Raw genomic sequence first — 20,583 nt, forward strand, 5'->3', positions numbered from 1 at the left:
CGGTCCACCAGCAGGGAAGGTGATGGCGTGCGGGACGCGAGTTGGCAACCGGTCGCGCTCTTGTCCGCGGTCGCCCTGGCGGGCGTGTTGCTCCTGCGCGTGCTGGGGGCCGCGGCCCGCTCGGCGCGGGAGCCGCTGCGCACCGGAGCGTTCAGCGGGGGCCTGGAGCCTGCGCAACACGCGGTCTCGCGCTTCCACGTGCGCTGGTACCCGGTCACGATGATCTTCCTCGCGTTCGACATGGAGATGCTCTTCATGTACCCGTGGACGAAGGTCGTTCCCGAGATGGGTGCCCCGGCGGTCATCGAGATGTTCCTCTTCCTCTCCATCCTGCTCGCCGGTGTGGGATATGCCTGGCGGGAAGGGGCGTTCCGGTGGACCTGAGGACGCGCATCCACAGGACGGCCCTCGCCCGGCCGGCCGTCCTGCTCGTCCCCTCACCGGGCGGGACACGGGTGCGCCTGGCGGTCGAGCGGGAGCTCGCCCGGAGGGGCTGGCCGCAGAGCACCGGTCCGGCCGATGCCGACCTCCTGGTCTTCGCGGGAGATCCGCTCCCGCTCGGTCGGGACGACTGGGCCGAGCACGTGTGGAGGAGCATTCCCGCCCCGAAGGCACGGGTGACCATCGGCACCGCCGAGGAAGCGGCGCATCTGCTGGACCGGGGACACGCGATGCTGCTGGAGCCGCCCGCGCGGCACGCCGGGCACGCGGATGCCGATGAACAGGGGCGTCCCGGGGAGCACGCGCACGAGGGCCGCTCGGGCGCCGGGCACGAGAGCCACGGTCCGCACACCGGACACGAGAGCCACTCCGGCGCCGTCGCCGGGCTCCCGATGGCCGAACGGGCCGATGACCGGGACGGCTTGCGGCTGGACCGGCTGCACGTGCCGCTCGGGCCCGCCCTGCCGGACTGGCCGGCGGGGCTGGTGTTGCGCGTGGACCTCCAGGGCGACCTCGTGCAGCGCGCCTCCGTCGAGACGGTGCCCGTGCCGCCTTCCGCCCCGCCCCGGGCCTTCTGGAACGAGCCGTGGCTGAGGGCCCTGGAGGGCGAACCGGTGACGACGGGAGAGGCGGCCCGGCGTCGGTGCGCGGCCCATCTCGACAGCCTCGGCAGGCTCCTCGGCGTCGCCGGTTGGGACGATGCGGCGGCCAGGGCACGCGGCACCCGGGACCAGGTTCTCGGTGGCGCCCCGCAGGACGCACTCGCCCCGCACGTCGTCCCGCTGGTCCGGCGCCTGCGCCGGTCGTGGACGCTGCGCTGGCTGACCGCGGGCGTGGGTGCCGGGAACCGGGGGCCGGTCGACGGAGACGTACACGGCAGGCTGCTCGGCTGGTTGGACGCGATCGAGCACGCCCTCGGCGAGATCTCCGTGCGCACGTCCCTCCAGGACGCTCCGCCGACCGGTCCCCGAGGAGGTGCGGGCGCCGGGACCCCGGCTTCGCAGGTGCTCCTCGACGCACTGCCGGGGCTCCTGGAAGGCGCGGAGTTCGCGTGTGCCCGGCTGGTCGTGGCGAGCCTCGACCCCGACCTGGACGAACTGCCCGCCGAGCGCCCGTCGGGAGGGCACGGCCGTGACTGAGACCGCTCCGCCGTGGGTGACCGTGGTCCTGCCGGTGGCGTGGGTCCTCGTCGCCTGGGCGGTGGCCGTGGTCGACGTGCGGTCCACGGGGACGGGGCGCGGCGTGCTGCGGCTGTTGGTGCAACAACGGCGGGTCACGCCCGCCGCGGACACCGCTCTCGTCCGGGTGGGCACGGGTTTGCTTCCCTTGGCCGCCCTCCTCGCCGCCGCGGTTCTGCCCCTCGGTTTCCGCTCGCTCTCCGACCTGCCCGAGGGGATCGTCTGGTTCAACGCGATGGAGGCACTGGCGTGGGCTGCCGTCTGGATGACGGGGTGGGGTCCGAACTCGGCGCTGTCGCTGATCGGCGGGTACCGCTTCCTCGCCCAGGGGCTCGCGTACGAGCTGCCGCACATGCTGGCGATCACGACGGCGGCCCTCGGTGCCGAGTCCCTGCGGGTGGGTGCGGTGGTGGAGGCGCAGTCCGGGCTGTGGTTCGCCGTGTGGATGCCGCTGGCGTTCGGGATCTATCTGTTGAGCGCCCTGGCGATGGCCTTCTGGGGACCGTTCGACCAGCCGGTCGGGGCCGACGTGGCGGGCGGTGCGGCAGCGGAGCTGTCCGGCGTGGACCGGCTGCTGTTCCTGGGCGGGCGGTGGCTCTTGCTGGTGGTGGCCGCCGCGTTCTCCGTACCGCTGTTCCTCGGCGGCGGCCACGGACCGGTGCTGCCGGGCTGGTTGTGGACGGTGGTCAAGACGGCCGCGGTGCTGGGGTTCCTGCTGTGGGTGCGGCGCCGGGTACCGACCTTGAGGACGGAGCGTTACGTGGAGCTGACCTGGGTGGTCCTGACGCCGCTGGCGGTGGTGCAGGCGCTGGTGGTGGCCTTGGTGGTGCTGGGCAGGTGAGCACGGCGGCGTTCTGGGTGATGGCCGCGGTGGCGGTGGCGGGCGGAATCATGGTGTTCCGTTTCGACTCGATGGCACGGGCGACCTTCGCCCTGCTCACGGCCCTGCTGTGCGTGGGCGGACAGTTGGTGGTGCTCGGTCTGGACTACCTCGGCATCGTCACCGTCCTGATGATGACGATCGAGATGGCCGTCATGGCCGTCTTCATGATCATGTTCATGATGAATCCGGCGGGTCTGATGCCGATGACGATGGTGCACAACCGGCGGGGCGCCGCAGCCCTCTGCGCCCTGACCTTCGCCCTGCTGGTCATCGGGATCCTGCTCGCCCCGTGGCCCCGACGGCAAGGAGACGCCCCTGCCGATCCGACCCGAGACCTGGGGATCTCCCTGATGGGGCCGCAGATGCTCACCATGATGACCCTCGGCATGGCCCTGTTCGCCACCATCGTGGCCACGGTCGTCCTCGCCACTCCGCGCGGCCGGTACGACCGCTACGGCGACGACCTGCGGAGCGCCTCCCCCGAGGACCCGGTGCGCGGCGGGGTGGGCCGGTGAACCTGGAAACCTTCCTGCTCCTCGCCTCGGCCCTGTTCTGCATCGGACTGTTCGGTGCGCTGACCCAGCAGTCCGTCGTGATGCTGATGATGGGGCTGGAGCTGATGTTGGGCGGGGTCATGCTCGCCGCGGGCGCGGCCTGGCACTTCATCGCGCCCGCAGAGGCCGCCGGACAGGTGCTGATCGTGGTCGCCGTCACCGCCATGGCCTTGGAGATGGCGATCGGGTTCGCGGTCGTCACGGCCCTGTTCCGGTCCCGCGAGGTCGACATGACGGACGGTGCGGCGGAGTTGAGGGAATGAGCCCCTTGCTGTGGCTGCTGGTCCTGCTGCCACCGCTGGCCGGGACCGCGCTGCTCGTCACCGGGCGGGCGGCCGACCGGTGGGCCGCGGGCACGGCCCTCGCGGTCGCCGCCGTGACGCTGGGCCTCGCCGTCACCGCCGCCGTCCGCCATCCCGCGGCCCGGGCGCCCTTCCTCCAGGGACTGCCCCTCGGCCTCGCGGTGGACGGACTTTCCGGAGTGCTCGTCATCACCGTCGCCGCCGTCGCACTCGTCGTCCTGCTGTTCAGTGCGGCGGAGTTCGGTGCGGCGGAGGCACGGGCGCGGTTCTTCGGGCTCATGCTGCTCTTCGCCGGGAGCATGCTGGTCACCGTCACCGCCACCACCCTCCCGACCCTCCTCCTCGGCTGGGAGGTCATGGGCGCCACCTCGTGGGCGCTCATCGGCTACTGGTGGCGCGAGCCCGCCCGTACGGCGGCGGCCGAGACCGCCTTCCTCACCACCCGCACGGCCGACCTGGGGCTCTACCTCGCGGCGGGAGCAGCCCTGGCGGCCGACCCCGGTGCACTCGACCTCGACGGGCTCGTCCGGGCCGAGGACCCCTGGGCGTCCTTCGCGACGGCGGGACTGCTGGTCGCGGCCTTCGGCAAGTCCGCACAGCTCCCGTTCGGCTTCTGGCTGTCCCGGGCGATGCAGGGACCGAGCCCGGTCTCCGCACTGCTGCACTCGGCGACGATGGTGGTGGCCGGCGCCTATCTGCTGCTGCGGACCGGGCCGCTGCTCGCCGCCTCCGGCTGGGGCGCGACCGCGGCGGCGTGGACGGGCGCGGTGACCGCCGTTGCCCTCGGGCTGGTCGCCATCGCGCAAACCGACCTCAAACAGCTGCTGGCCGCATCCACCTGTGCGCAGATCGGCTTCATGGTGATGGCGGCCGGAGTCGGGGCGACCACCGGCGGAACCCTCCAGTTGGCCGCCCACGCGGCGGCCAAGAGCCTGCTCTTCCTGGTGGCCGGTGCTTGGCTGACGGCCTGGGGCACCCGGCAGCTGTCCGAGCTCCGTGGAGCCGCCCGGTCCTACCGCACCGTCGGCGCCCTCTGCACGGTGGGCGCCCTGTCCCTGGCCGGTCTGCCCCCGCTCTCCCTGTGGGCGGCGAAGGACGTCCTGCTGGCCGGCGCCCTCGACGACAGTCCGTGGCTGTACGCGACCGGCCTCGCGGCGGCCGTGCTCTCCGCCGCCTACAGCGCCAGGATCCTCCGCTTCGTCTGGAGCCCGCCGGTGCGAAGCACCGGGGACGGTCCGCGGATCCCCGGCGGTGCCGTCGCCCCGCTCGCGCTGCCGGCCCTCGGCTGCCTCGCGCTGACCCCCCTGGCGTTCCCCCCGCTGCGGGACGCGCTGAGCGAGTACCTCGGCGCGGGAGACCAAGCGGAGGCGAGGGCCGCGGAGTTCGCCCTGTCCGGGGTTCTCGCCCTGGTCACCGCGGGCGCCGCCTGGGCCTGGGGTGCCCGCCCGGCCCCGATGCCCCGGGGGCTGGCGGCGTGGGCCGGGGACTGGCTCTCCCTGGAGCGTGCCGCGCGACGGCTGTTCGTGGCACCCACCCTTCGGGCCGCCGACGCCGCCGCGGTCCTCGACCACGTGGTGCTCGACCGCGCGGTGGACGCCACGGCCAGCGGTGCCCTCGCGTGGGCCCGATGGACGGCCCACCACGTCGAAGGAGCGATCGACTCCGCCGTCGGGGGCGTCGCCACCACCGCCAGACGGCTGGGCCGTTGGGCCCGCCGCCCACAGACCGGTCAGTTGCACCAGTACCTCGTCCAGGCCGTCGCCGCCTTCGTCCTCCTCGCCGTCGTGCTCGTCCTCGTGAGGTGACCCGCTTGCTCACCGCCCTCGTCTTCGCCCCGTCCGCGATCGCCCTGTTGCTCCTCGCCGCCCCGCCCGCCGTCCCCGAACGGGTGCTGCGGGCCGTCTGGGTGGCGACGACGGCCGGCGAACTCGGTCTGGTCATCGCCCTGTGGGCGGGATACGAGTCGACCGGCGGAACGCAGTACGAGGTGCGGGCGCGATGGATTCCCAGCGCGGGCGTGGGCTACCACATCGGCGTCGACGGCCTGTCGCTGCCGCTGCTCGCCCTCACCTGTTTCCTGTTCCTCGCCTGCTCGGTGTACTCGCTCCGCGAGAACCGGCGCCCCCGGCTGTTCGCCGCCCTGTTCCTCTTCCTCCAGACCACTTGCCTCGGCCTGTTCGCCTCGCTCGACCTCATCCTGTTCTTCGTCTTCTTCGACCTGTCGATCGTGGCGATGTTCTTCGTGATCGCGGGCTGGGGGCACAGCGGCGCACGACGGGCGGCGCTGATGTTCTTCCTCTACACCTTCGTCGGTTCACTGGTGCTGCTGCTCGGGTTCATCGCCCTGTACCTGGCGGCGGCTCCGCACACCTTCGACATGGTCGACCTGATCCGGCAGAACCCGCTCGCCGGTCGCTCCGCGTACGCCGCGCTCGTCCTGCTCGCCATCGGAATCGGCCTCGCGGTGAAGACGCCCACGTTCCCCTTCCACACCTGGCTGCCGCCGGCCCACACCGAAGCGCCCGCGGCAGGCTCCGCGATCCTCGCCGGGGTCCTCCTGAAGATGGGAACGTACGGGTTCCTGCGCATCGCCATGCCGATGCTGCCGGACGCCTGGCGTCGCTACGCGGCCGTCATCGTCGTGATCGGAGTGCTGTCCGTCCTGCACGGCGCCCTGGTCGCCCTCGCCCAGACCCACTTCAAGCGGATGGTGGCCTACACCTCGGTGAACCACATGGGGTACATCGTCCTGGCGGTCGGTGCCGCCGCTGCCGTCGCCGACACCTCCGCCCAAGCACGCTCGCTCGCGGTCACCGGCTCGGTCACCCAAATGGTCAGCCACGGCCTGATCACCGGTGCCCTGTTCCTCCTCGCGGGCGCGCTGCACGAGCGGGGCCGGACCTACGAGATGACCGCCTACGGCGGGGTCGCCTCCCTCGCCCCCGTGTTCGCCGCGCTGACCGGCGTGGCCGCCTTCGCCTCGCTCGGCCTTCCCGGCTTCTCCGGTTTCGTGGCGGAGTTCCAGATCTTCACCGGCTCCCTCGGGCCGCGCCCCCTGGCCACCTCGCTCTCCGTCCTCGGCATCCTGCTCACCGCCGCCCTCTTCCTCCGTGCGCTGCGACAGGTCCTGATGGGCCCGCTGCGCCTCCCCGGGGCACCGGGCACCCCCCTCGCCTTCCCCGACCTCCGCAGACACGAGAGCCTCGCCGTCGTACCGCTGCTCGCCGCGGCCGTGGTGATCGGCGTCGCGCCCCGTTTCCTCCTCGACGTCATCGAGCCCGCTTCCCGCACGGTGCTGGAGCAGCTCACCCGATGAACCCCATGAGCACGATGAACGAGAACCCCCTCGACATCCTCCCCGAGGTGCTGCTCACGGCCTCGGCGGTGCTCGGGCTGCTCCTCGGGTCGTGGCTGCCGCGCCACCGCCAGTGGCTGGTGGGCCTGCTCGCGGCCGTTGCCGCCGGCGCGGGCATCGTGGCCTCGGCCCTCGCCGCGGTCCGCCCCGATCTGACCGCGTTCGGCGGCGCGTTCACCGTCGATCCGGTCAGCAACACGTCCCGGATCGTCGTCCTGGGCACGCTCCTCCTCGTCCTCGCCCTCTTCGCCTCGCCCTTCCGGGCGCACCCCCGCGAGAGCGAAACCCATGTGCTCCTCCAGCTGTCGGCGCTCGGGGCCCTCATGATGGCCGGTACCCAGGACCTGCTGCTCCTCGCCGCCGGCTACCTGCTGGCAAGCATCCCCGCATACACCCTGGCGGGCTTCCGCAAGGACGGACCCGGCACGGAGGCCGCGCTCAAGTACTACGTGACCGGCGCGCTGCTCGGCGTGCTCATGCTGGCCGGCATCACCGTCCTGTACGCCGCGGGGCGCGGCACCGGCTACCCGGCGCTGGCGTCCTCGCTGTCCCGTGCACCGGACGGGCTGGTCAGCGCAGGGGCCGTCGGACTGCTCGCGGGCGTGCTGTTCAAGGCGGGGGCCGTTCCCGCCCACTTCTGGGTACCGGACGCCGTGCAAGGCAGCAGCCGCCCGGTGGCGGCCTTCCTGACCACGATCCCCAAGATCGGCGCCCTGGCAGCCCTGTTGCGCCTCGGCGAGGGCGTGCTCGCCCCCAGCGGAATGCCGTGGGCCGTCGGGGTGGCCGCGGTGGCCGCGGCCTCGATGACGCTGGGCAATCTGGCGGCCTTCTTCCAGGACGACGTGAAGCGGCTCCTGGCGTACTCGACCATCAGCCAGGTCGGCTACCTCCTCATGCCGGTCGCCGTCGCGGGACGCTCCGCTCTCGCCACACCCGCACTCCTGTTCTACGCGGCCGCGTACGCCGTCACGAACCTCGGGGCCTTCGCCGTGGTCTGCGCCCTCCCCCGGGCGACCCGGCTCGCCGACTACCGCGGTCTCGCGCACCGCCGTCCACTGCTCGCCGCGAGTCTCGTCGTCTGTCTCCTCGGCCTGGTGGGCACCCCTCCGACCGCCGTCTTCGTCGGCAAACTGGAGGCGTTCACCGCTGCTTTCGACGGTGGTTACACCTGGTTGGCGGTCCTGGCCGCGGCGAACACCGTGGCCTCCCTCTTCTACTACCTGCGCTGGATCGTGCCGGCGGTGTCCCGGGGCGACGGTGCGGCCCTCGCCACGGGCGACCGGTCCGCACGCGGGGTCGCCTACGCGTCGGCCCTGTTCTCCCTGGGACTCGGCCTCGCCGCGGGAGCGGTCCTCCCCGCCTTGGGGGCATGAGCGAAACCGTCCTTCCCGCCCACGAGCCGGGACGGGGTGACGGCCCCTCAGGAATCCGCCGCTACCGGGTCCGGGGGTTCCTCCGGCGTCGGAGGTGAAGCGCCCTTCGCATTCCGTCGACGACGAGTCCGGTGCCCACGAGGACGGCGAAGATCGAGTAGGGGATCGTGGTGATGGTGCCGGACACGTCGAGGGCGAGAAGCATTGCACCCGCAACGACGGTCCCGTATGCCGTCCATCTGTTCATGGTCGCTCCTGTTGGCGTGTGGAGGGCGTGGAGGGGTGGGAGCCGAGCCCCGCCCTTCGGACGTTCCGCTCATGGTCCACCACCGGCACGGGCCCCTTCGGGAACTCCCCCGCGTCCGCATGCGCGGGCACCGCGAACTGGAGGGCTCCGGGCCGTCGGGTGCCCTTCTCCGTCATGCTCGGTCCAGGCGGCTCGACTGCCCGGCGTTTCGCCACCGGGGGAACGGCCGCTCGTTACCCTCTCACACCATGCGAGCCCTCTTCCCAGGATCCTTCGACCCGGTCACCCCAGGGCACCAGGACGTACTCCGGCGTGCGGCCCTCCTGTTCGACGAGGTCGTCGTGTGCGTGATGTCCCATGCGCACAAGACGGGTCGTTTCCCCGTCGCGGAACGGCTGGACCGGCTTCGCACGGTTGCGGCCGACTTGAGCAACGTGACGGTCGACTCCCACACGGACGGCCTGCTGGTCGACTACGTGAGCCGGGCCGGAATCGACGTGGTCATCCGCGGGGTCCGCGGCGTTTCCGACCTGGGCCACGAAATGCCGATGGCCCGCATGAACCACGAACTGACCGGAGCGGAAACGTTCTTCATCCCTGCGAACCCGGTCTTGGCCCACGTCTCTTCCACCCTCGTCACCACGGTGGGGCAACAGCGCCGCGTGCCGGACGACGATCCGACCGGGCCCCTTCCGGCAACTGGAGGTGACGGCGCGGGTTCCTGAAACGTGCCTCGCGCACGGCCGGACCCCCTCGCGAGGGGCCGCACCCTCGACGGCGGGTGGAGGTCTCCGTGATCCCCGGTCCCCGTCCGGAGCGACCCCAGTAGGGCTTGGTCAGGTCCGTATGGATGCGGGTATGTCGCGGTGGCAGGTAGGGCAGGCGCCGGCCCAGGTGGCGAGCAGCAACTGAACTTCGCGGACGACCCGGTAGAGGCTCAGGCCGATGCCGTTTCTTTGGGGGCGTGGGTCAGCCTCCGCAGGGTGCAGAAGGCGTGGGCGGGGGAGGCGGGGGGGGACGTGGTGGTGCCAGCCGTTGAACGTGCGGCCCTCGAAGTGGGCAAGCCCCAGGGCCTGCTTCGCCTCCCGGTGGTCGTGCTCGATGCGCCAGCGGAGCTCGACCGGGCGGACCAGAGTGGTCAGCGGGGTATCGGCGGGCCGGTCGGAGAGCCAGAACTGCACCGGCTCGGCCTCCTTGGCGGGCCACTCGGCAAGCACCCGGCACTCGGCCGGCTCAACGCCCTCGGTGGCATCGCGGATCTCGCGTCCGGCGGGGCGGATCCGCAGGGCGACGAACCGCGAGTACATGCGCTTGAGCCCGGTGCGCCCCCTGCCCGGGCGTGAGCCCTCGCGCCAGGACCCCGGCTTGGCCGAACCGCGACCCGCCTCGATGACCAGCGCCTTCACCCTGCGGGCAGGGTCGGGACAGCTGGCCACCGGTCGCCGTCCGACGCCACCGTAGGGCGGGGTGATGGGGCGGGCCGAGGCCGGATGGGCGGTGGGTGTGGTGGAGATGCCGACCACGTCGTGCAGGCCCCGTTCGCCCAGACCCCTGCCCAAGCCCTACTGGTCCTTGCGGCCGGCCCCGTGCCGGGACCGGCGGAGCCTCGTCGTGAGGGAACCGGCACCGGACGGCTCGGACCGCGGCTCGCTGTGCGCAAGGCCGAAGAACAGATTGCCCACTCCGCACGACAGCGGCCATCGCAGGATGGCCGGCTGGTGGGAGAGGCCGATGAAGAGCGCGAGGAAAACCACGATCGCGATCGTCACCCGAACCGTCCGAGAGAGGCGGAGGTAGCGATCGAGCCCGTCGAACAACCAACCGGACAGACGCTTCACTTGTCTCCTACAAAACTCGATCGCCCCACGCCTCGCCCTCGTTGTCCCTGGTCGACGTCGCACGTCCCCGGCGGCAAGCGGCACGTCACCATGGTCTCATCGGCAACAGGCGCGGGAAATCCGGTCGGGCGGTCGACCGTCGTCGTGACCCCACCCCGGCCACCAGCACGACCTCCGTGCTTCCGGGGCCGCCTGTCACGGGGACGACGGCAGCGCCCTCGGCGTCCGGACGGGGCGGACCGGCAGCGCGACGTCGTCCACGCCTTCACCGGCACGGCCCTCGGGCCGGTGACGTGCTGCGGGGGCAACTGGTCACGGAAGCCCCTCACCGCGGTGGGCGTGGGGCGTGAAAGGCGGTTCCGGACACCGAGGCCGACACGTTCGAGTGAAGCCGTCCGATTGCACCGTTCGACATGCGGCGGTGGCGCGAACCGGGCAAGCGCCCCGTGCACCCGTGTGGGGGATCCGCCGATCGGACCAGTCCACGACCTGCCTCATTAAAAATGCCTACATATGCCCATACTCTCGTGCTGCATCTTGCGAGATGGCCCCGTCCGGTGGATCACAGAACCGTTCCTTCGTTCGACGGTCCGACCGATGGAGCCCCAGGTCATTCCGCTCCTCAATCCCTGGAGAAACACATGCGCGTTGCCGTAACCGGCGGCGGAGGCTTCCTTGGGTCGCACCTCTGCGAGGCGCTTCTGCGGCGCGGCGACTCCGTGGTGTGCCTCGACAACTTCATGACGGGCTCCCCGGAGAACATCGCCCCTCTCCTGAGCCACCCGTCCTTCGAGTTCCAGCACGCAGACGTGAGCACCTCCGTGCAGGTGGCCGGTCGCGTCGACGCCGTCGCCCACCTGGCGTCCCCGGCCTCCCCGCCCGACTACCTGCGCCACCCCCTGGAGACGCTCGCGGTCGGGAGTCGCGGCACCGAGAACGCCCTCCGGCTGGCCCTGCAGCACGACGCGCGCTTCGTCCTCGCATCGACGAGCGAGATCTACGGCGATCCACTGGTCCATCCGCAGGAGGAGACGTACTGGGGCAATGTCAACTCGATCGGCCCGCGCAGCGTCTATGACGAGGCGAAACGATACGCTGAAGCGGTCTCGACCGCGTACCGCCGCACGCACGGGGTCGACGTCGGCATCGCCCGGATCTTCAACACCTACGGCCCCCGCATGCGCGCACACGACGGCCGTGTGGTGTCCAGCTTCATCACCCAGGCCCTGACCGGCGAACCGCTCACCATCTACGGCGACGGCGGGCAGACCCGCAGCTTCTGCTACGTCGACGACCTGGTCCGCGGCCTGGTCTCGCTCCTCGACTCCGCCGAACTGGGACCCTTCAACCTCGGCAACCCGGTCGAGCGGACCGTCTCCGAACTCGCGCGGCTCGTCCTGGAGATGACCGGCTCGTCCTCCGAGGTGAAGCACCACCCCCTGCCGGTCGACGACCCGGTCCGCCGCCGCCCGGTCATCACCCGCGCCCGCGAGGTACTGGGCTGGGAACCGGAGGTCGACATCACCGAGGGCCTGCGGCGCACGGTCGCGTACTTCTCCGCCCGTGCGGACCGCCTCGGCGCCTCGGCAGCAGCAATCCGCGGCGGCCAGGACGAAACGGTTCCGCTGACCGCGACGGCGCCCCTCACACCACAGACGATCCCGGGCCCGACCGGCGCCGCCACCGGCGTGACGTCCGCCGCCCCCGGAGCGGCCGTAGCCGGCGGCTGACCCGCGCACCGCGGCGGGCCGCCCGCCGCGGCCACGCCCACCCGCCCCTCTCCACCGGGCCCCGCCGTCCGGCCCACCCTGCCGCACCGCCTGGAGAACCTGCCGCCATGACGTCGTTGGAGCACGGTCCCGTCCACGGAACCGACACCGCCGAGGAACCCCCGCTCCCCTCTCCGGCCCCCGGCTCTCCGGAGGAGTGGGAGGCCCTGGGTGCGGAGATCCGTTCCCTGTCCGACGGTGCGGTGGCCTCCATCGGTCCGGACGGGCCCGTACTCGCCCATCCGGCGCACGGGCTCACCGCCCTCCCCTCCAGCTTCGTCCGGGCGTTCTCCCGCACCGACCGTTTCCTGGTCGCGCTGCTGTCCCTCGGCTGGGTGGCCTGCCTGGTCTGGTTCTGGGCCTGGTGGCTCGAACCCTCCCACCGCATCGGCTGGACGGGCCTGATCATCAACAGCGCCCTCCTGCTGTACCTGACCTACCTCCCCCTGCACTTCCTCGTGGCGCTGCTGCGGATGCGCCGCTTCGACCCGACCGTCCCGGTGCCCGGGCTCCGCACCGCGTTCGTGGTCACCCGCGCCCCGTCCGAGGGCTGGGACGTCGCCCGGCGCACCCTGGAGGCGATGCTCGCCCAGGACTTCCCCCACCCCTACGACGTCTGGCTCTGCGACGAGGACCCCGGCGAGGAGATCCTCCACTGGTGCCGCACCCATGACGTGAACGTCTCCTGCCGCCGCGGCCGCGCCGACTACCACCGGGCCGACTGGCCCCGGCGCACGCGCTGCAAGGAGGGCAACCTGGCCTTCTTCTACGACCACTGGGGCTACGACCGGTACGACGTGGTCGCCCAGCTCGACTGCGACCACGTCCCCGGACCCGGGTACCTCACCGAGGTCGTCCGCCCCTTCTCCGACCCCGCCGTCGGTTACGTCGCGGCACCCAGCGTCTGCGACTCCAATGCCGACGAGTCCTGGGCGGCACGCGGTCGGTTGCACCGCGAGGCCATGTTCCACGGGCCGGTGCAGCTGGGCCACTCCGCAGGTCTGGCCCCGGTGTGCATCGGCTCGCACTACGCCGTCCGGACGAAGGCGCTGCGGGACATCGGCGGTCTGGGCCCCGAGCTCGCCGAGGACTTCTCCACCTCGTTCCTGCTGACCTCGGCCGGCTGGCAGGGCTCGTTCGCCATCGACGCCGACGCCCACGGCGAAGGCCCCCTCACCTTCGGCGCCATGGTCACCCAGGAGTTCCAGTGGTCCCGCAGCCTGGCCGTCATGCTCCTGGGCATGCTGCCGCGCCATCTGGGCCGGATGCCGCTGAAGCTCCGGATGCGCTTCGCCGCGGCCCTGATGTACTACCCGCTGCTCGCCGGAGCGACGATCATGGGCATCCTGCTGCCGCCGATCGCCGCGGTCACCGGCGCTCCCTGGATCGACGTCAACTACTTCGCGTTCCTGGCGCACTTCTGGAGCATGTCCGTCTGGTTGGTCCTGCTCACACTGCTCTGCCGCCGACGGGGCCTGTTGCGCCCCAAGGACTCCCCCGTCTTCAGCTGGGAGATCTGGCTCTTCGGGCTCTCCCGGTGGCCGTACGTGGCCTGGGGCGTGCTGGCCGCGGTGGCCCAGAAGCTGCGGCCCCGCCCGATCACCTTCAAGGTCACTCCGAAGGGGCGCGACGGGCTGGAACCCCTTCCCCTGCGCGCCGTCGCCCCGTACCTGCTGATCACGACCTTCCTCTCGGGTGCGGCCCTCGTCGGCCAGTTCACCGGTCCTGCCGTCGGCTACGTCTTCCTCTGTCTCCTCGGCTCCGCCTCGTACGCCGCCGTGACGCTCGCGATCGGTGCGCTGCACGTCAAGGAGACCGCGCGGGCCACCGGCGTCCCCGCCGTCCGGACGCTGCGCACGGCCGCCCTGCCGCTCCTCGCGGGCCTGCTGTCGCTGTTCCCGCTGGGATTCGCGCTCGCCGTCTTCCCCACCTACCTCACCGGTTTCTACGCCTGGTGACGGTCCCTGCGACCGATCGAGAAAAGAGGTTCCCGTGCCCCAGACCGTCCTGGTGACCGGCGGCGCCGGTTTCATCGGCAGCCACACCTGCGTCGAACTGCTCCGCGCCGGCCACGAGGTCGTCGTGCTCGACGACCACTCCAACAGCTCGCCCGAAGTCCTCGAACGGGTCGCCAAGACCGCGGGCCGCCCCGTCGCGGCGGCCCACGTCGCGGACGTGCGCGACCGGCGGGCACTGGACGCCGTCTTCCAGGACCACCCGATCGACGCAGTGATCCACTTCGCCGCCAAGAAGGCCGTCGGCGAGTCGGTGCGGATCCCGCTCGCGTACTACGACATCAATGTCGGCGGCACCACGGCCCTGGTCTCGGCCATGCACGACCACGGCGTGCACCGGCTGGTCTTCTCCTCCTCCTGCTCGATCTACGGCGACGCCACGACCGTCCCGCTGACCGAGGAGTCGCCTCCGGCACCGACCAACCCGTACGCGACCACCAAGTGGACCTGCGAGCAGATCCTCGCGGACGTCTGCCGGCACCTGCCCGAGCTGCGGGTGCTGGCCCTGCGGTACTTCAACCCGGCAGGCGCCCACCCCACCGGACTCCTCGGTGAGGATCCGAGCGGCGTGCCGAACAACATCATGCCGTTCCTCACCCAGACCGCGGTGGGCCGCCGCGACGAACTCGGCGTCTTCGGCGACGACTTCCCCACCCCCGACGGCACCGGGATCCGCGACTACGTCCACGTCGTCGACGTGGCCGAGGGGCACTGCACCGCCCTGGACCACATGGACGACGAGCCGGGCATGCGGATCTTCAACCTCGGCACCGGCCGCGGCGCCTCCGTCCTGGAGCTCGTCCGCACCTTCGAGGAGGTGACCGGACGGCCGATCCCGCACCGCATCGTCGAACGCCGCCCCGGAGACGTCGCCGAACTCGTCGCCGACCCCTCGAAGGTCGCCTCGGCCTGGAACTGGTCCGCACGGCACGACCTGGCCGCGATGTGCCGTGACGCCTGGACCTTCCAGCAGCAGAACCCGTACGGCTACGCGCCCTGACCCGTCGCGCACACCCCACCTCCGCAGTCAGAACAGGAGAGCACCGCATGCGGTTGACCGTCATCGGAACGGGCTACCTCGGAGCCGTGCACGCCGCGTGCATGGCCGACATCGGGCACGACGTCCTCGGCGTCGACGTCGACGCCGAGAAGGTCGCGGCCCTCGCCGAAGGCAGGCCCCCCTTCTACGAACCCGGCTTCGACGAAGTCCTCACCCGGGCCCTCGCCTCCGGGCGCCTGCGCTTCGGCACCGACCTGCGCGGGGCCGCGGCGCACGGCAAGGTCCACTTCATCTGCGTGGGCACGCCGCAGCAGGCCGGCTCCCGCGCGGCCGACCTGCGGTACGTCGACGCCGTCGTCGACGGGCTCGTGCCGCACCTGTCCGCCCCGTGCCTGGTCGTCGGCAAGTCGACCGTCCCGGTGGGCACCACCGCGCGCCTGACCGCCCGCATCGCGGGGCTCGCCCCGACGGGCGTACGGGTCGCAACGGCATGGAACCCCGAGTTCCTGCGGGAGGGCTTCGCGGTCGAGGACACCCTGCGGCCGGACCGGATCGTCGCCGGCACCACCAGCCGGCAGGCGGACGAGGTGCTGCGCCGGCTGTACGCCCCGATGCTGGACGCAGGCGTCCCCTACATCGGCACCGATCCGAGCACGGCCGAACTCGTGAAGACCGCGGCCAACTCCTTCCTCGCCACGAAGATCTCCTTCATCAACGCGATGGCCGAGGTCTGCGACGCCGCGGGCGCGGACGTGGTCACCCTCGCCGACGCCCTCGGCCACGACACCCGGATCGGGCGGCGGTTCCTCAACGCCGGTCTCGGCTTCGGCGGCGGCTGCCTGCCCAAGGACATCCGGGCGTTCACCGCCCGCGCCCAGGAGCTCGGAGTCGGCCACGCGGTGGCCTTCCTGAACCAGGTCGACGAGATCAACGAACGACAGCGGACGCGGACCGTGACCCTCGCCCGTCAGCTGGTCGGGGGCGACCTCGCCGACCGCCGGGTGACCGTGCTGGGTGCCGCCTTCAAGCCGAACAGCGACGACGTGCGCGACTCGCCCTCGCTGGCGGTGGCGGCGGCACTCCGCCGACAGGGGGCGGACGTCCGGGTGCACGACCCGGAGGGCATCGCGAACGCGCGGCGCGCACATCCGGAGCTGCGCTGCGAAGCCGACCTCCTGACGGCGTGCCGGGGAGCGGAACTCGTCCTGCACCTCACCGAGTGGGGGCAGTACCGCGAACTGGACCCGGTGAAGCTGGCCCGGGTGGTCCGCGAGCCGGTCCTCGTCGACGCCCGCAATGCGCTGCCGCACGACGAGTGGCGGGCCGCCGGTTGGACCGTCAGGGCGCTCGGGCGCCCCGCACCGCCGGACCGCCAGCCGGTAGCCCGGGGCGGGGAGCCGCTGCGCACCGTGATCGGCCCGCCGGACGCCGAGACGGACCGCGCCGTGGCCCGGCCCTCGACGCTGTCGACCGGCGTCTAGGGTCTGCCGGGAAAGCGGGCCGTTCCTCGACGGTCGCGCCCCGGCGGCCCCTGGACGGCGGACGTGGCTCCCGGCACGACGAAGGCCACGACGGTGGCAGGGAGGATTCGGTTCCTCCCTGCCACCGTCGACCCGTGGCGCACCAGGGCACTTACGGCAAGGCCCCCTGGTGGCGCAGCATCTCCGCCCTGACCACCCGGACCAGCGGAAACGGGAGTGACGAACACCCCCTTGCCCCGCCGCATCAGCGGGTGGTGCGCGGCTGTGCGGCGCCGGGCCGCAGGACGTCCGGGATCCGGTTGCCGAAGTAGTCAACGGGGCCCACGTCGGCGCCCGCGGCCTGCGGCCCCATGCTCATGGACGCCTCGTCCTCACAGCGCGGCACGAGGTTCTCCGCTCCGGCCGGATCGGTGACGGGTACGGTCAGGGCTCGCAGGCAGGGGTCCTCTCCGGTACCGGTCGGCTCACCGTCGAGGAGCTCCTGGCCGGATGCGGTGCGCCAGCCGGCGAGGTCGGTGAAGCGCCGACCTCCCCAGTCCAGCGACCAGGGGCCCGCGCTGTAGTAGACGTTGCCCCGCAACCGGTGCGTGTCGGGGAGGTACGAGGACTCGGCGTCGATCAGGGGACCGCCGTCGGTGGTGAGGATGTTGTCGTGGACGCTGACCCCCTTCATGCCGTCGCGCAGTCGTAGTGCCGGGGGGCGGTTTCCCGCCGCCTCCGCAGAGGCGAGGTCCCGCGTGCGCATCACGACCGTGTTGTTGTGGACGTCCAGGTTCTCCATTCGGGAGCCGTAGGCGACGATGCCGCCGTACTCGGGAAGCTTTCGCGCGTCGTCCCAACTCATGTTGAAACGGACGACGTTGTCCCGGTGGGCGCCGGTCGCCTGGCCGGAGTAGACGAGGAATCCCGGCCCGTCGTTGCCGTAGGCGAGGTTGTACTGCATGACCGAGTGGGACACGTTGTTGTCGAGGCCGAAGCCGCCGCCGTCCACTCGGGACCCGGTCCGGTTGCGGTAGGAGCGGTTGTTCTCCAGGACCACGCCGGTGGAGTCGTACGCCCAGATGCCTTCGGGCCCCTCTTTGGCGTCGACTGCGGAGCGCGCACCGTTGTCATGGGCCACCGAGCGCGTCACCCTCGCGTCCCGGACGCTGCCGAGGGCGATCCCGCTGCCGGTGTTCCGCCCGTCGCTGTCCGGGTCGCCGGTGTTGGAGTACGCCGTGACCCGCTCGATCCGCAGCCCGGAGTGCGCATAGGTCGGGTTGCCCGCATCGAACCGGGGTCCGTAGAAGACGAGTCCGGCCTCCAGGTTGTGGTGCACGGAGACGTCGTTGATGTGCACGTCCTCGTAGCCCGTGACGGCGTCTCCGTCCGTGCCGACGCTGATCCCGTTCTGGAAGCCCCGCGCTTCCACGTTCGCGATCCTGACGTGGGTGAGCTTCCGTTCCCCGGGGCGGGTGGCCCGGAAGGCGACCCCGACCCCTTCGTGCAGCGCCTTGTCGTCGCCGACCAGCGTGATGTTCCTGATCTCCACGCCCGCGGTGTCGTGCACGGTGATGCCGGAGGCGCCGCGGGGCGCGATCGTGGCCCGGCCCGTGCCGTAGGAATCGATGACGACGGGCCGTGCCGCACTGCCCGCCTCGCCCTCCTCCAAGGTGATGGTGCCGCGGAACCGTTCGCCGCCCTTGAGCCGGAGCCTGTCGCCGGGTCGGAAGCTCGCGGTGTTCGCGTGGTCGAGGGTCCGCCAGGGCTTCTCCGGCGACATGCCGTCGTTCGTGTCGTCGCCGTCCGGGCTCACGTAGAAGGTGAACGGGCCACCGCTCGCGGGGCGGGCGGGCCGGTAGACCCCCGGCACGTCGCATCCCGTGAGCAGGAGGAGCACCATGGCCGGGATTCCCATCGCGGCCCTCGTCGTCCGGCTCCGCTTCACCGCGTTCACGCACACCCCTCGGGGACGTCTTGGTGCCACATCCAGCACATGGGCTAGCAGAGTGCCAGAAAAGCGACACGGAAAACGCCGAGGGGAGTGCGGCATCCGAGTCACGTGCAGCGAATCACGGCTCGGGGGCGGCGGGCCCCTTCAGGGCACCGGGTCTTCCGGACGCGGCAGGCGGCGACGGCCGGGCGGCCGTGGACGGGCTTTTGGAGACGGTTCCGTCGGACCGTTCCGCACGACGTCAGCCCCCGGGCGCCCGGTCGCCCCGCCCGTTGCAGTGGGCGTCGGCGCGCGAAGGTCCGCAGCCGCGAGGACGCACGGGCTACGTCTGGCCGCGGAAGGCCCACGCCCGGGCGCCGACGGCCACGAGGGCGCAGACGACCACGACGAACGGCACCGGAAGGGAGGAGGCGAGCCAGAACGTCATGGACGAGGCCAGCAACCAGCCCGCGCCGGCGCCCAGCGCGGCGAAGAGGAACAGGTCGAAGCCCCGGCCGAAGGCCCGGAGCGCAACCGCGTCACGACGGGGCTGCGCGAGCCAGGGGAGCACCAGGGCCAGCGAGGTCAAGAAGGCGATGAAGCTGGGCTGCACCGGCCCGGGCAGCGGCACCTCGTAGTTCAGGCTCTGGATCGCCGCCAACATCATGAGGAGCGAACCGAGGATCGATGTCTGACTGAGAGTCAGTCGGTCGCGACGGGTCCGGGTCAGTCGGTCCGCCGTCGCGGCCGATCGACGTGCGACCGCATCGGCCCGGCCGTCCGCAAGCGCCAGCACCTCGGCAAGGGTCCGGTTCTGTGCCCGGGCCCAGCGCACCCGTCGCAGTTCCGGCGCGGCGAGTTCGGCCTCTTCCCCGCCCAACAGGTGCAGGGTTTCCTCGGCACCCGCCACGTCCAGGTCGAGGCGCCTCAGCCGGAGGACGGCCATGGCCACCTCCTGGCGGACGGTCTCGAGCGAAGCCAACGCGGTCTCCAGGTCGTGCAGCCTGACGTGGGCCGCGGGCACTCCCCGGCCGTCCCGCGCCGTGTCGTCGACCACGGCCACCTCCCGGCATGCCCGTCCGACCCGGTCCGCCAGGTCCCACAGCGGTGCGGTCGTGATGCGCAACTCGTCGCAGTGCTGCCGGATCCGGGCCGCCATCAGCAGGTGGACGGTCGCCGCGGGTGCGCCCGCCCGCACGCCTTGCCAGGACCACAGGCTCAAGGCCTCGGCGTCCGCTTCGGCCGCCACCGCCAGTTGCCGACGGTGTCCCGTCCACCAATCGCGGCTCACCGACAGCTCCCAGAGGCGGATCGCGCCGCCCTTGCCGACGGTGACGGAGGGCTCCTTCGGGGTGGGCGCCGGAACCGCGGGCATCAGCCAGGACGTCACCGCGTCTGCGTCGAGGGTCGCCGCGGCGGGGGGAAGTTCGGCCAGCAGTTGCTCGCTGCTGCCGAGCAGTCCGGTCGCGGGCCGTACGAGGCGGCCGGCCGTGCCCCACCAGCGAGCCGCCAACCCCGCCCAGTCCGAGGTCGCGTCGTTGGGAGCCAGGAGCACCGAAACAGCGATCATGTCGTGGACGGCCACCACGACGAGCATCTCATAAGCGTCCGCTCCGGCAGGCCCAGTGCGCTGAACGGCTGCGAGCAGCCGGGGCTGCGGCTCCGTCTGCGGCGTTCCCGTGGCCGTCGGCAGGGCGGACGGACGGTTGCCGACCGGATCGACCATGCCCAGCGATGCCGCCGCGTTCCACCAGCGCCGCAGCAGGGCACGGGCGGGCGTCCCCTCGACCAGGGCCGCGTCGGACAGCAGCAGCCGGGCGACCAGCGCTTGCCGGAGCGGCGCTCGGGCGCTCACGGGGTCGACGGGGTGCCGACGGCCCGTCCCGGAGGCGGAGGCGGGTACCGCAGATCGGTTTCCAGCTTGGTCAGCACCACCAGGACGTCCTCCCGACGGTCGTCGTCGTCCTCGGGGAGCCTGCCGTCCGCGAGGACCGGACGGGCCATGGCCACGTTGACCAGCGCGTCGCCGAAGGCCGCCCGATCGTCGGCATCGAGCGCTGCCACGAGGTCCTGCAGGGCTCGGACCAGCAGCGGGGCCGTGCCCTCGTCGAGCTCCCACTCCGTGCGGATGTCGTGCACCAACTGCAGCGCCTGCACGCGCTGTTCGGCGGATACTTCCACGCTTCCTCCCCCGTCTCCCCGACACCTGGCGAGGCGTCCCGGTGCGCCACGGGC

19 protein-coding genes are annotated in these 20,583 nt (G+C 72.0%); 13 read left to right on the forward strand and 6 right to left on the reverse strand.

Annotated features, from left to right (window positions below):
* The first annotated feature begins 27 nt into the window (after positions 1–27).
* From ACFW22_RS06550 to ACFW22_RS06585, 8 genes are read left to right on the forward strand one after another with little or no spacing between them, the layout of a single operon-like run.
* Complete coding sequence (locus tag ACFW22_RS06550; RefSeq protein WP_386399826.1) at positions 28–384, forward strand: NADH-quinone oxidoreductase subunit A; 357 nt, start codon at positions 28–30, stop codon at positions 382–384.
* Entirely contained in the window at positions 375–1,580 is a 1,206-nt protein-coding gene (locus tag ACFW22_RS06555) for a hypothetical protein (RefSeq protein WP_386399829.1), read from the forward strand. The genes ACFW22_RS06550 and ACFW22_RS06555 overlap by 10 nt, the downstream gene beginning before the upstream one ends.
* Positions 1,573–2,460 (forward strand): complex I subunit 1 family protein, encoded by an 888-nt coding sequence (locus ACFW22_RS06560; protein WP_386399831.1) that lies wholly within the window; start codon positions 1,573–1,575, stop codon positions 2,458–2,460. Before ACFW22_RS06555 ends, ACFW22_RS06560 begins: the two co-directional genes overlap by 8 nt.
* Before the next feature lie 20 nt (positions 2,461–2,480).
* On the forward strand, positions 2,481–3,017 hold the full coding sequence (locus ACFW22_RS06565) for an NADH-quinone oxidoreductase subunit J (RefSeq protein WP_386399979.1): 537 nt from the start codon (positions 2,481–2,483) through the stop codon (positions 3,015–3,017).
* Positions 3,014–3,319: an NADH-quinone oxidoreductase subunit NuoK gene (locus ACFW22_RS06570; RefSeq protein WP_386399834.1), complete on the forward strand. Its 306-nt coding sequence runs from the start codon at positions 3,014–3,016 to the stop codon at positions 3,317–3,319. Before ACFW22_RS06565 ends, ACFW22_RS06570 begins: the two co-directional genes overlap by 4 nt.
* The gene (locus ACFW22_RS06575; protein ID WP_386399837.1) at positions 3,316–5,163 is read left to right on the forward strand and encodes an NADH-quinone oxidoreductase subunit L; all 1,848 of its coding nucleotides are present in this window, start codon (positions 3,316–3,318) and stop codon (positions 5,161–5,163) included. The genes ACFW22_RS06570 and ACFW22_RS06575 overlap by 4 nt, the downstream gene beginning before the upstream one ends.
* 5 nt (positions 5,164–5,168) lie before the next feature.
* Positions 5,169–6,674, forward strand: coding sequence for a NuoM family protein (locus ACFW22_RS06580; protein WP_386399981.1), 1,506 nt, complete (start codon positions 5,169–5,171; stop codon positions 6,672–6,674).
* A gap of 5 nt (positions 6,675–6,679) precedes the next feature.
* On the forward strand, positions 6,680–8,086 hold the full coding sequence (locus ACFW22_RS06585; RefSeq protein WP_386399839.1) for an NADH-quinone oxidoreductase subunit N: 1,407 nt from the start codon (positions 6,680–6,682) through the stop codon (positions 8,084–8,086).
* A 61-nt stretch (positions 8,087–8,147) separates the two neighbouring features.
* On the opposite strand, the gene ACFW22_RS06590 is transcribed toward ACFW22_RS06585, so the two are convergent.
* Positions 8,148–8,333, reverse strand: coding sequence for a hypothetical protein (locus ACFW22_RS06590; protein ID WP_386399842.1), 186 nt, complete (start codon positions 8,331–8,333; stop codon positions 8,148–8,150).
* A 248-nt stretch (positions 8,334–8,581) separates the two neighbouring features.
* Here ACFW22_RS06590 and coaD point away from each other — a divergent pair, with 248 nt between their 5' ends.
* Positions 8,582–9,058, forward strand: coding sequence for a pantetheine-phosphate adenylyltransferase (gene coaD / locus ACFW22_RS06595; protein WP_386399845.1), 477 nt, complete (start codon positions 8,582–8,584; stop codon positions 9,056–9,058).
* Between the two features lie 111 nt (positions 9,059–9,169).
* Here coaD and ACFW22_RS06600 read toward each other — a convergent pair whose 3' ends face one another.
* Positions 9,170–9,892, reverse strand: a complete 723-nt coding sequence (locus ACFW22_RS06600; protein ID WP_386399848.1) for a transposase — start codon at positions 9,890–9,892, stop codon at positions 9,170–9,172.
* Positions 9,893–9,895: 3 nt separating this feature from the next.
* Positions 9,896–10,171, reverse strand: a complete 276-nt coding sequence (locus ACFW22_RS06605) for a hypothetical protein (RefSeq protein ID WP_386399851.1) — start codon at positions 10,169–10,171, stop codon at positions 9,896–9,898.
* A gap of 641 nt (positions 10,172–10,812) precedes the next feature.
* Between ACFW22_RS06605 and ACFW22_RS06610 the strand changes: the two genes are divergently transcribed.
* The 4 genes from ACFW22_RS06610 to ACFW22_RS06625 all read left to right on the forward strand — a co-directional run bounded on the left by ACFW22_RS06610 (position 10,813) and on the right by ACFW22_RS06625 (position 16,436).
* The gene (locus ACFW22_RS06610; protein WP_386399854.1) at positions 10,813–11,901 is read left to right on the forward strand and encodes a UDP-glucuronic acid decarboxylase family protein; all 1,089 of its coding nucleotides are present in this window, start codon (positions 10,813–10,815) and stop codon (positions 11,899–11,901) included.
* 107 nt (positions 11,902–12,008) lie between these two features.
* Positions 12,009–13,898, forward strand: coding sequence for a glycosyltransferase family 2 protein (locus ACFW22_RS06615; protein ID WP_386399856.1), 1,890 nt, complete (start codon positions 12,009–12,011; stop codon positions 13,896–13,898).
* A gap of 34 nt (positions 13,899–13,932) precedes the next feature.
* Positions 13,933–14,955 (forward strand): UDP-glucose 4-epimerase GalE, encoded by a 1,023-nt coding sequence (galE, locus tag ACFW22_RS06620; RefSeq protein ID WP_386399859.1) that lies wholly within the window; start codon positions 13,933–13,935, stop codon positions 14,953–14,955.
* Positions 14,956–15,002: 47 nt separating this feature from the next.
* Positions 15,003–16,436, forward strand: coding sequence for a UDP-glucose dehydrogenase family protein (locus ACFW22_RS06625; protein WP_386399862.1), 1,434 nt, complete (start codon positions 15,003–15,005; stop codon positions 16,434–16,436).
* Between the two features lie 244 nt (positions 16,437–16,680).
* On the opposite strand, the gene ACFW22_RS06630 is transcribed toward ACFW22_RS06625, so the two are convergent.
* The 3 genes from ACFW22_RS06630 to ACFW22_RS06640 all read right to left on the reverse strand — a co-directional run bounded on the left by ACFW22_RS06630 (position 16,681) and on the right by ACFW22_RS06640 (position 20,529).
* Positions 16,681–18,372 (reverse strand): right-handed parallel beta-helix repeat-containing protein, encoded by a 1,692-nt coding sequence (locus ACFW22_RS06630; protein WP_386399865.1) that lies wholly within the window; start codon positions 18,370–18,372, stop codon positions 16,681–16,683.
* A gap of 319 nt (positions 18,373–18,691) precedes the next feature.
* A complete protein-coding gene (locus ACFW22_RS06635) occupies positions 18,692–20,203 on the reverse strand; it encodes a CATRA conflict system CASPASE/TPR repeat-associated protein (RefSeq protein WP_386399868.1) in 1,512 nt (503 codons plus the stop codon).
* Positions 20,200–20,529, reverse strand: a complete 330-nt coding sequence (locus tag ACFW22_RS06640; RefSeq protein ID WP_386399871.1) for a hypothetical protein — start codon at positions 20,527–20,529, stop codon at positions 20,200–20,202. Before ACFW22_RS06640 ends, ACFW22_RS06635 begins: the two co-directional genes overlap by 4 nt.
* Between the last annotated feature and the right edge of the window lie 54 nt (positions 20,530–20,583).

This window comes from Streptomyces sp. NPDC058872 (genome assembly GCF_042743065.1).
Lineage (GTDB): Bacteria > Actinomycetota > Actinomycetes > Streptomycetales > Streptomycetaceae > Streptomyces.

What these genes read in the sequence shown, in the direction of transcription:
- ACFW22_RS06565 (WP_386399979.1), top strand. Translation starts at nt 2,481, where the DNA reads ATGGCCGCGGTGGCGGTGGCGGGCGGAATCATGGTGTTCCGTTTCGAC.
- ACFW22_RS06575 (WP_386399837.1), top strand. Translation starts at nt 3,316, where the DNA reads ATGAGCCCCTTGCTGTGGCTGCTGGTCCTGCTGCCACCGCTGGCCGGG.
- ACFW22_RS06585 (WP_386399839.1), top strand. Translation starts at nt 6,680, where the DNA reads ATGAGCACGATGAACGAGAACCCCCTCGACATCCTCCCCGAGGTGCTG.
- ACFW22_RS06590 (WP_386399842.1), bottom strand. Translation starts at nt 8,333, where the DNA reads ATGAACAGATGGACGGCATACGGGACCGTCGTTGCGGGTGCAATGCTT.
- coaD (WP_386399845.1), top strand. Translation starts at nt 8,582, where the DNA reads ATGCGAGCCCTCTTCCCAGGATCCTTCGACCCGGTCACCCCAGGGCAC.
- ACFW22_RS06610 (WP_386399854.1), top strand. Translation starts at nt 10,813, where the DNA reads ATGCGCGTTGCCGTAACCGGCGGCGGAGGCTTCCTTGGGTCGCACCTC.
- ACFW22_RS06615 (WP_386399856.1), top strand. Translation starts at nt 12,009, where the DNA reads ATGACGTCGTTGGAGCACGGTCCCGTCCACGGAACCGACACCGCCGAG.
- ACFW22_RS06625 (WP_386399862.1), top strand. Translation starts at nt 15,003, where the DNA reads ATGCGGTTGACCGTCATCGGAACGGGCTACCTCGGAGCCGTGCACGCC.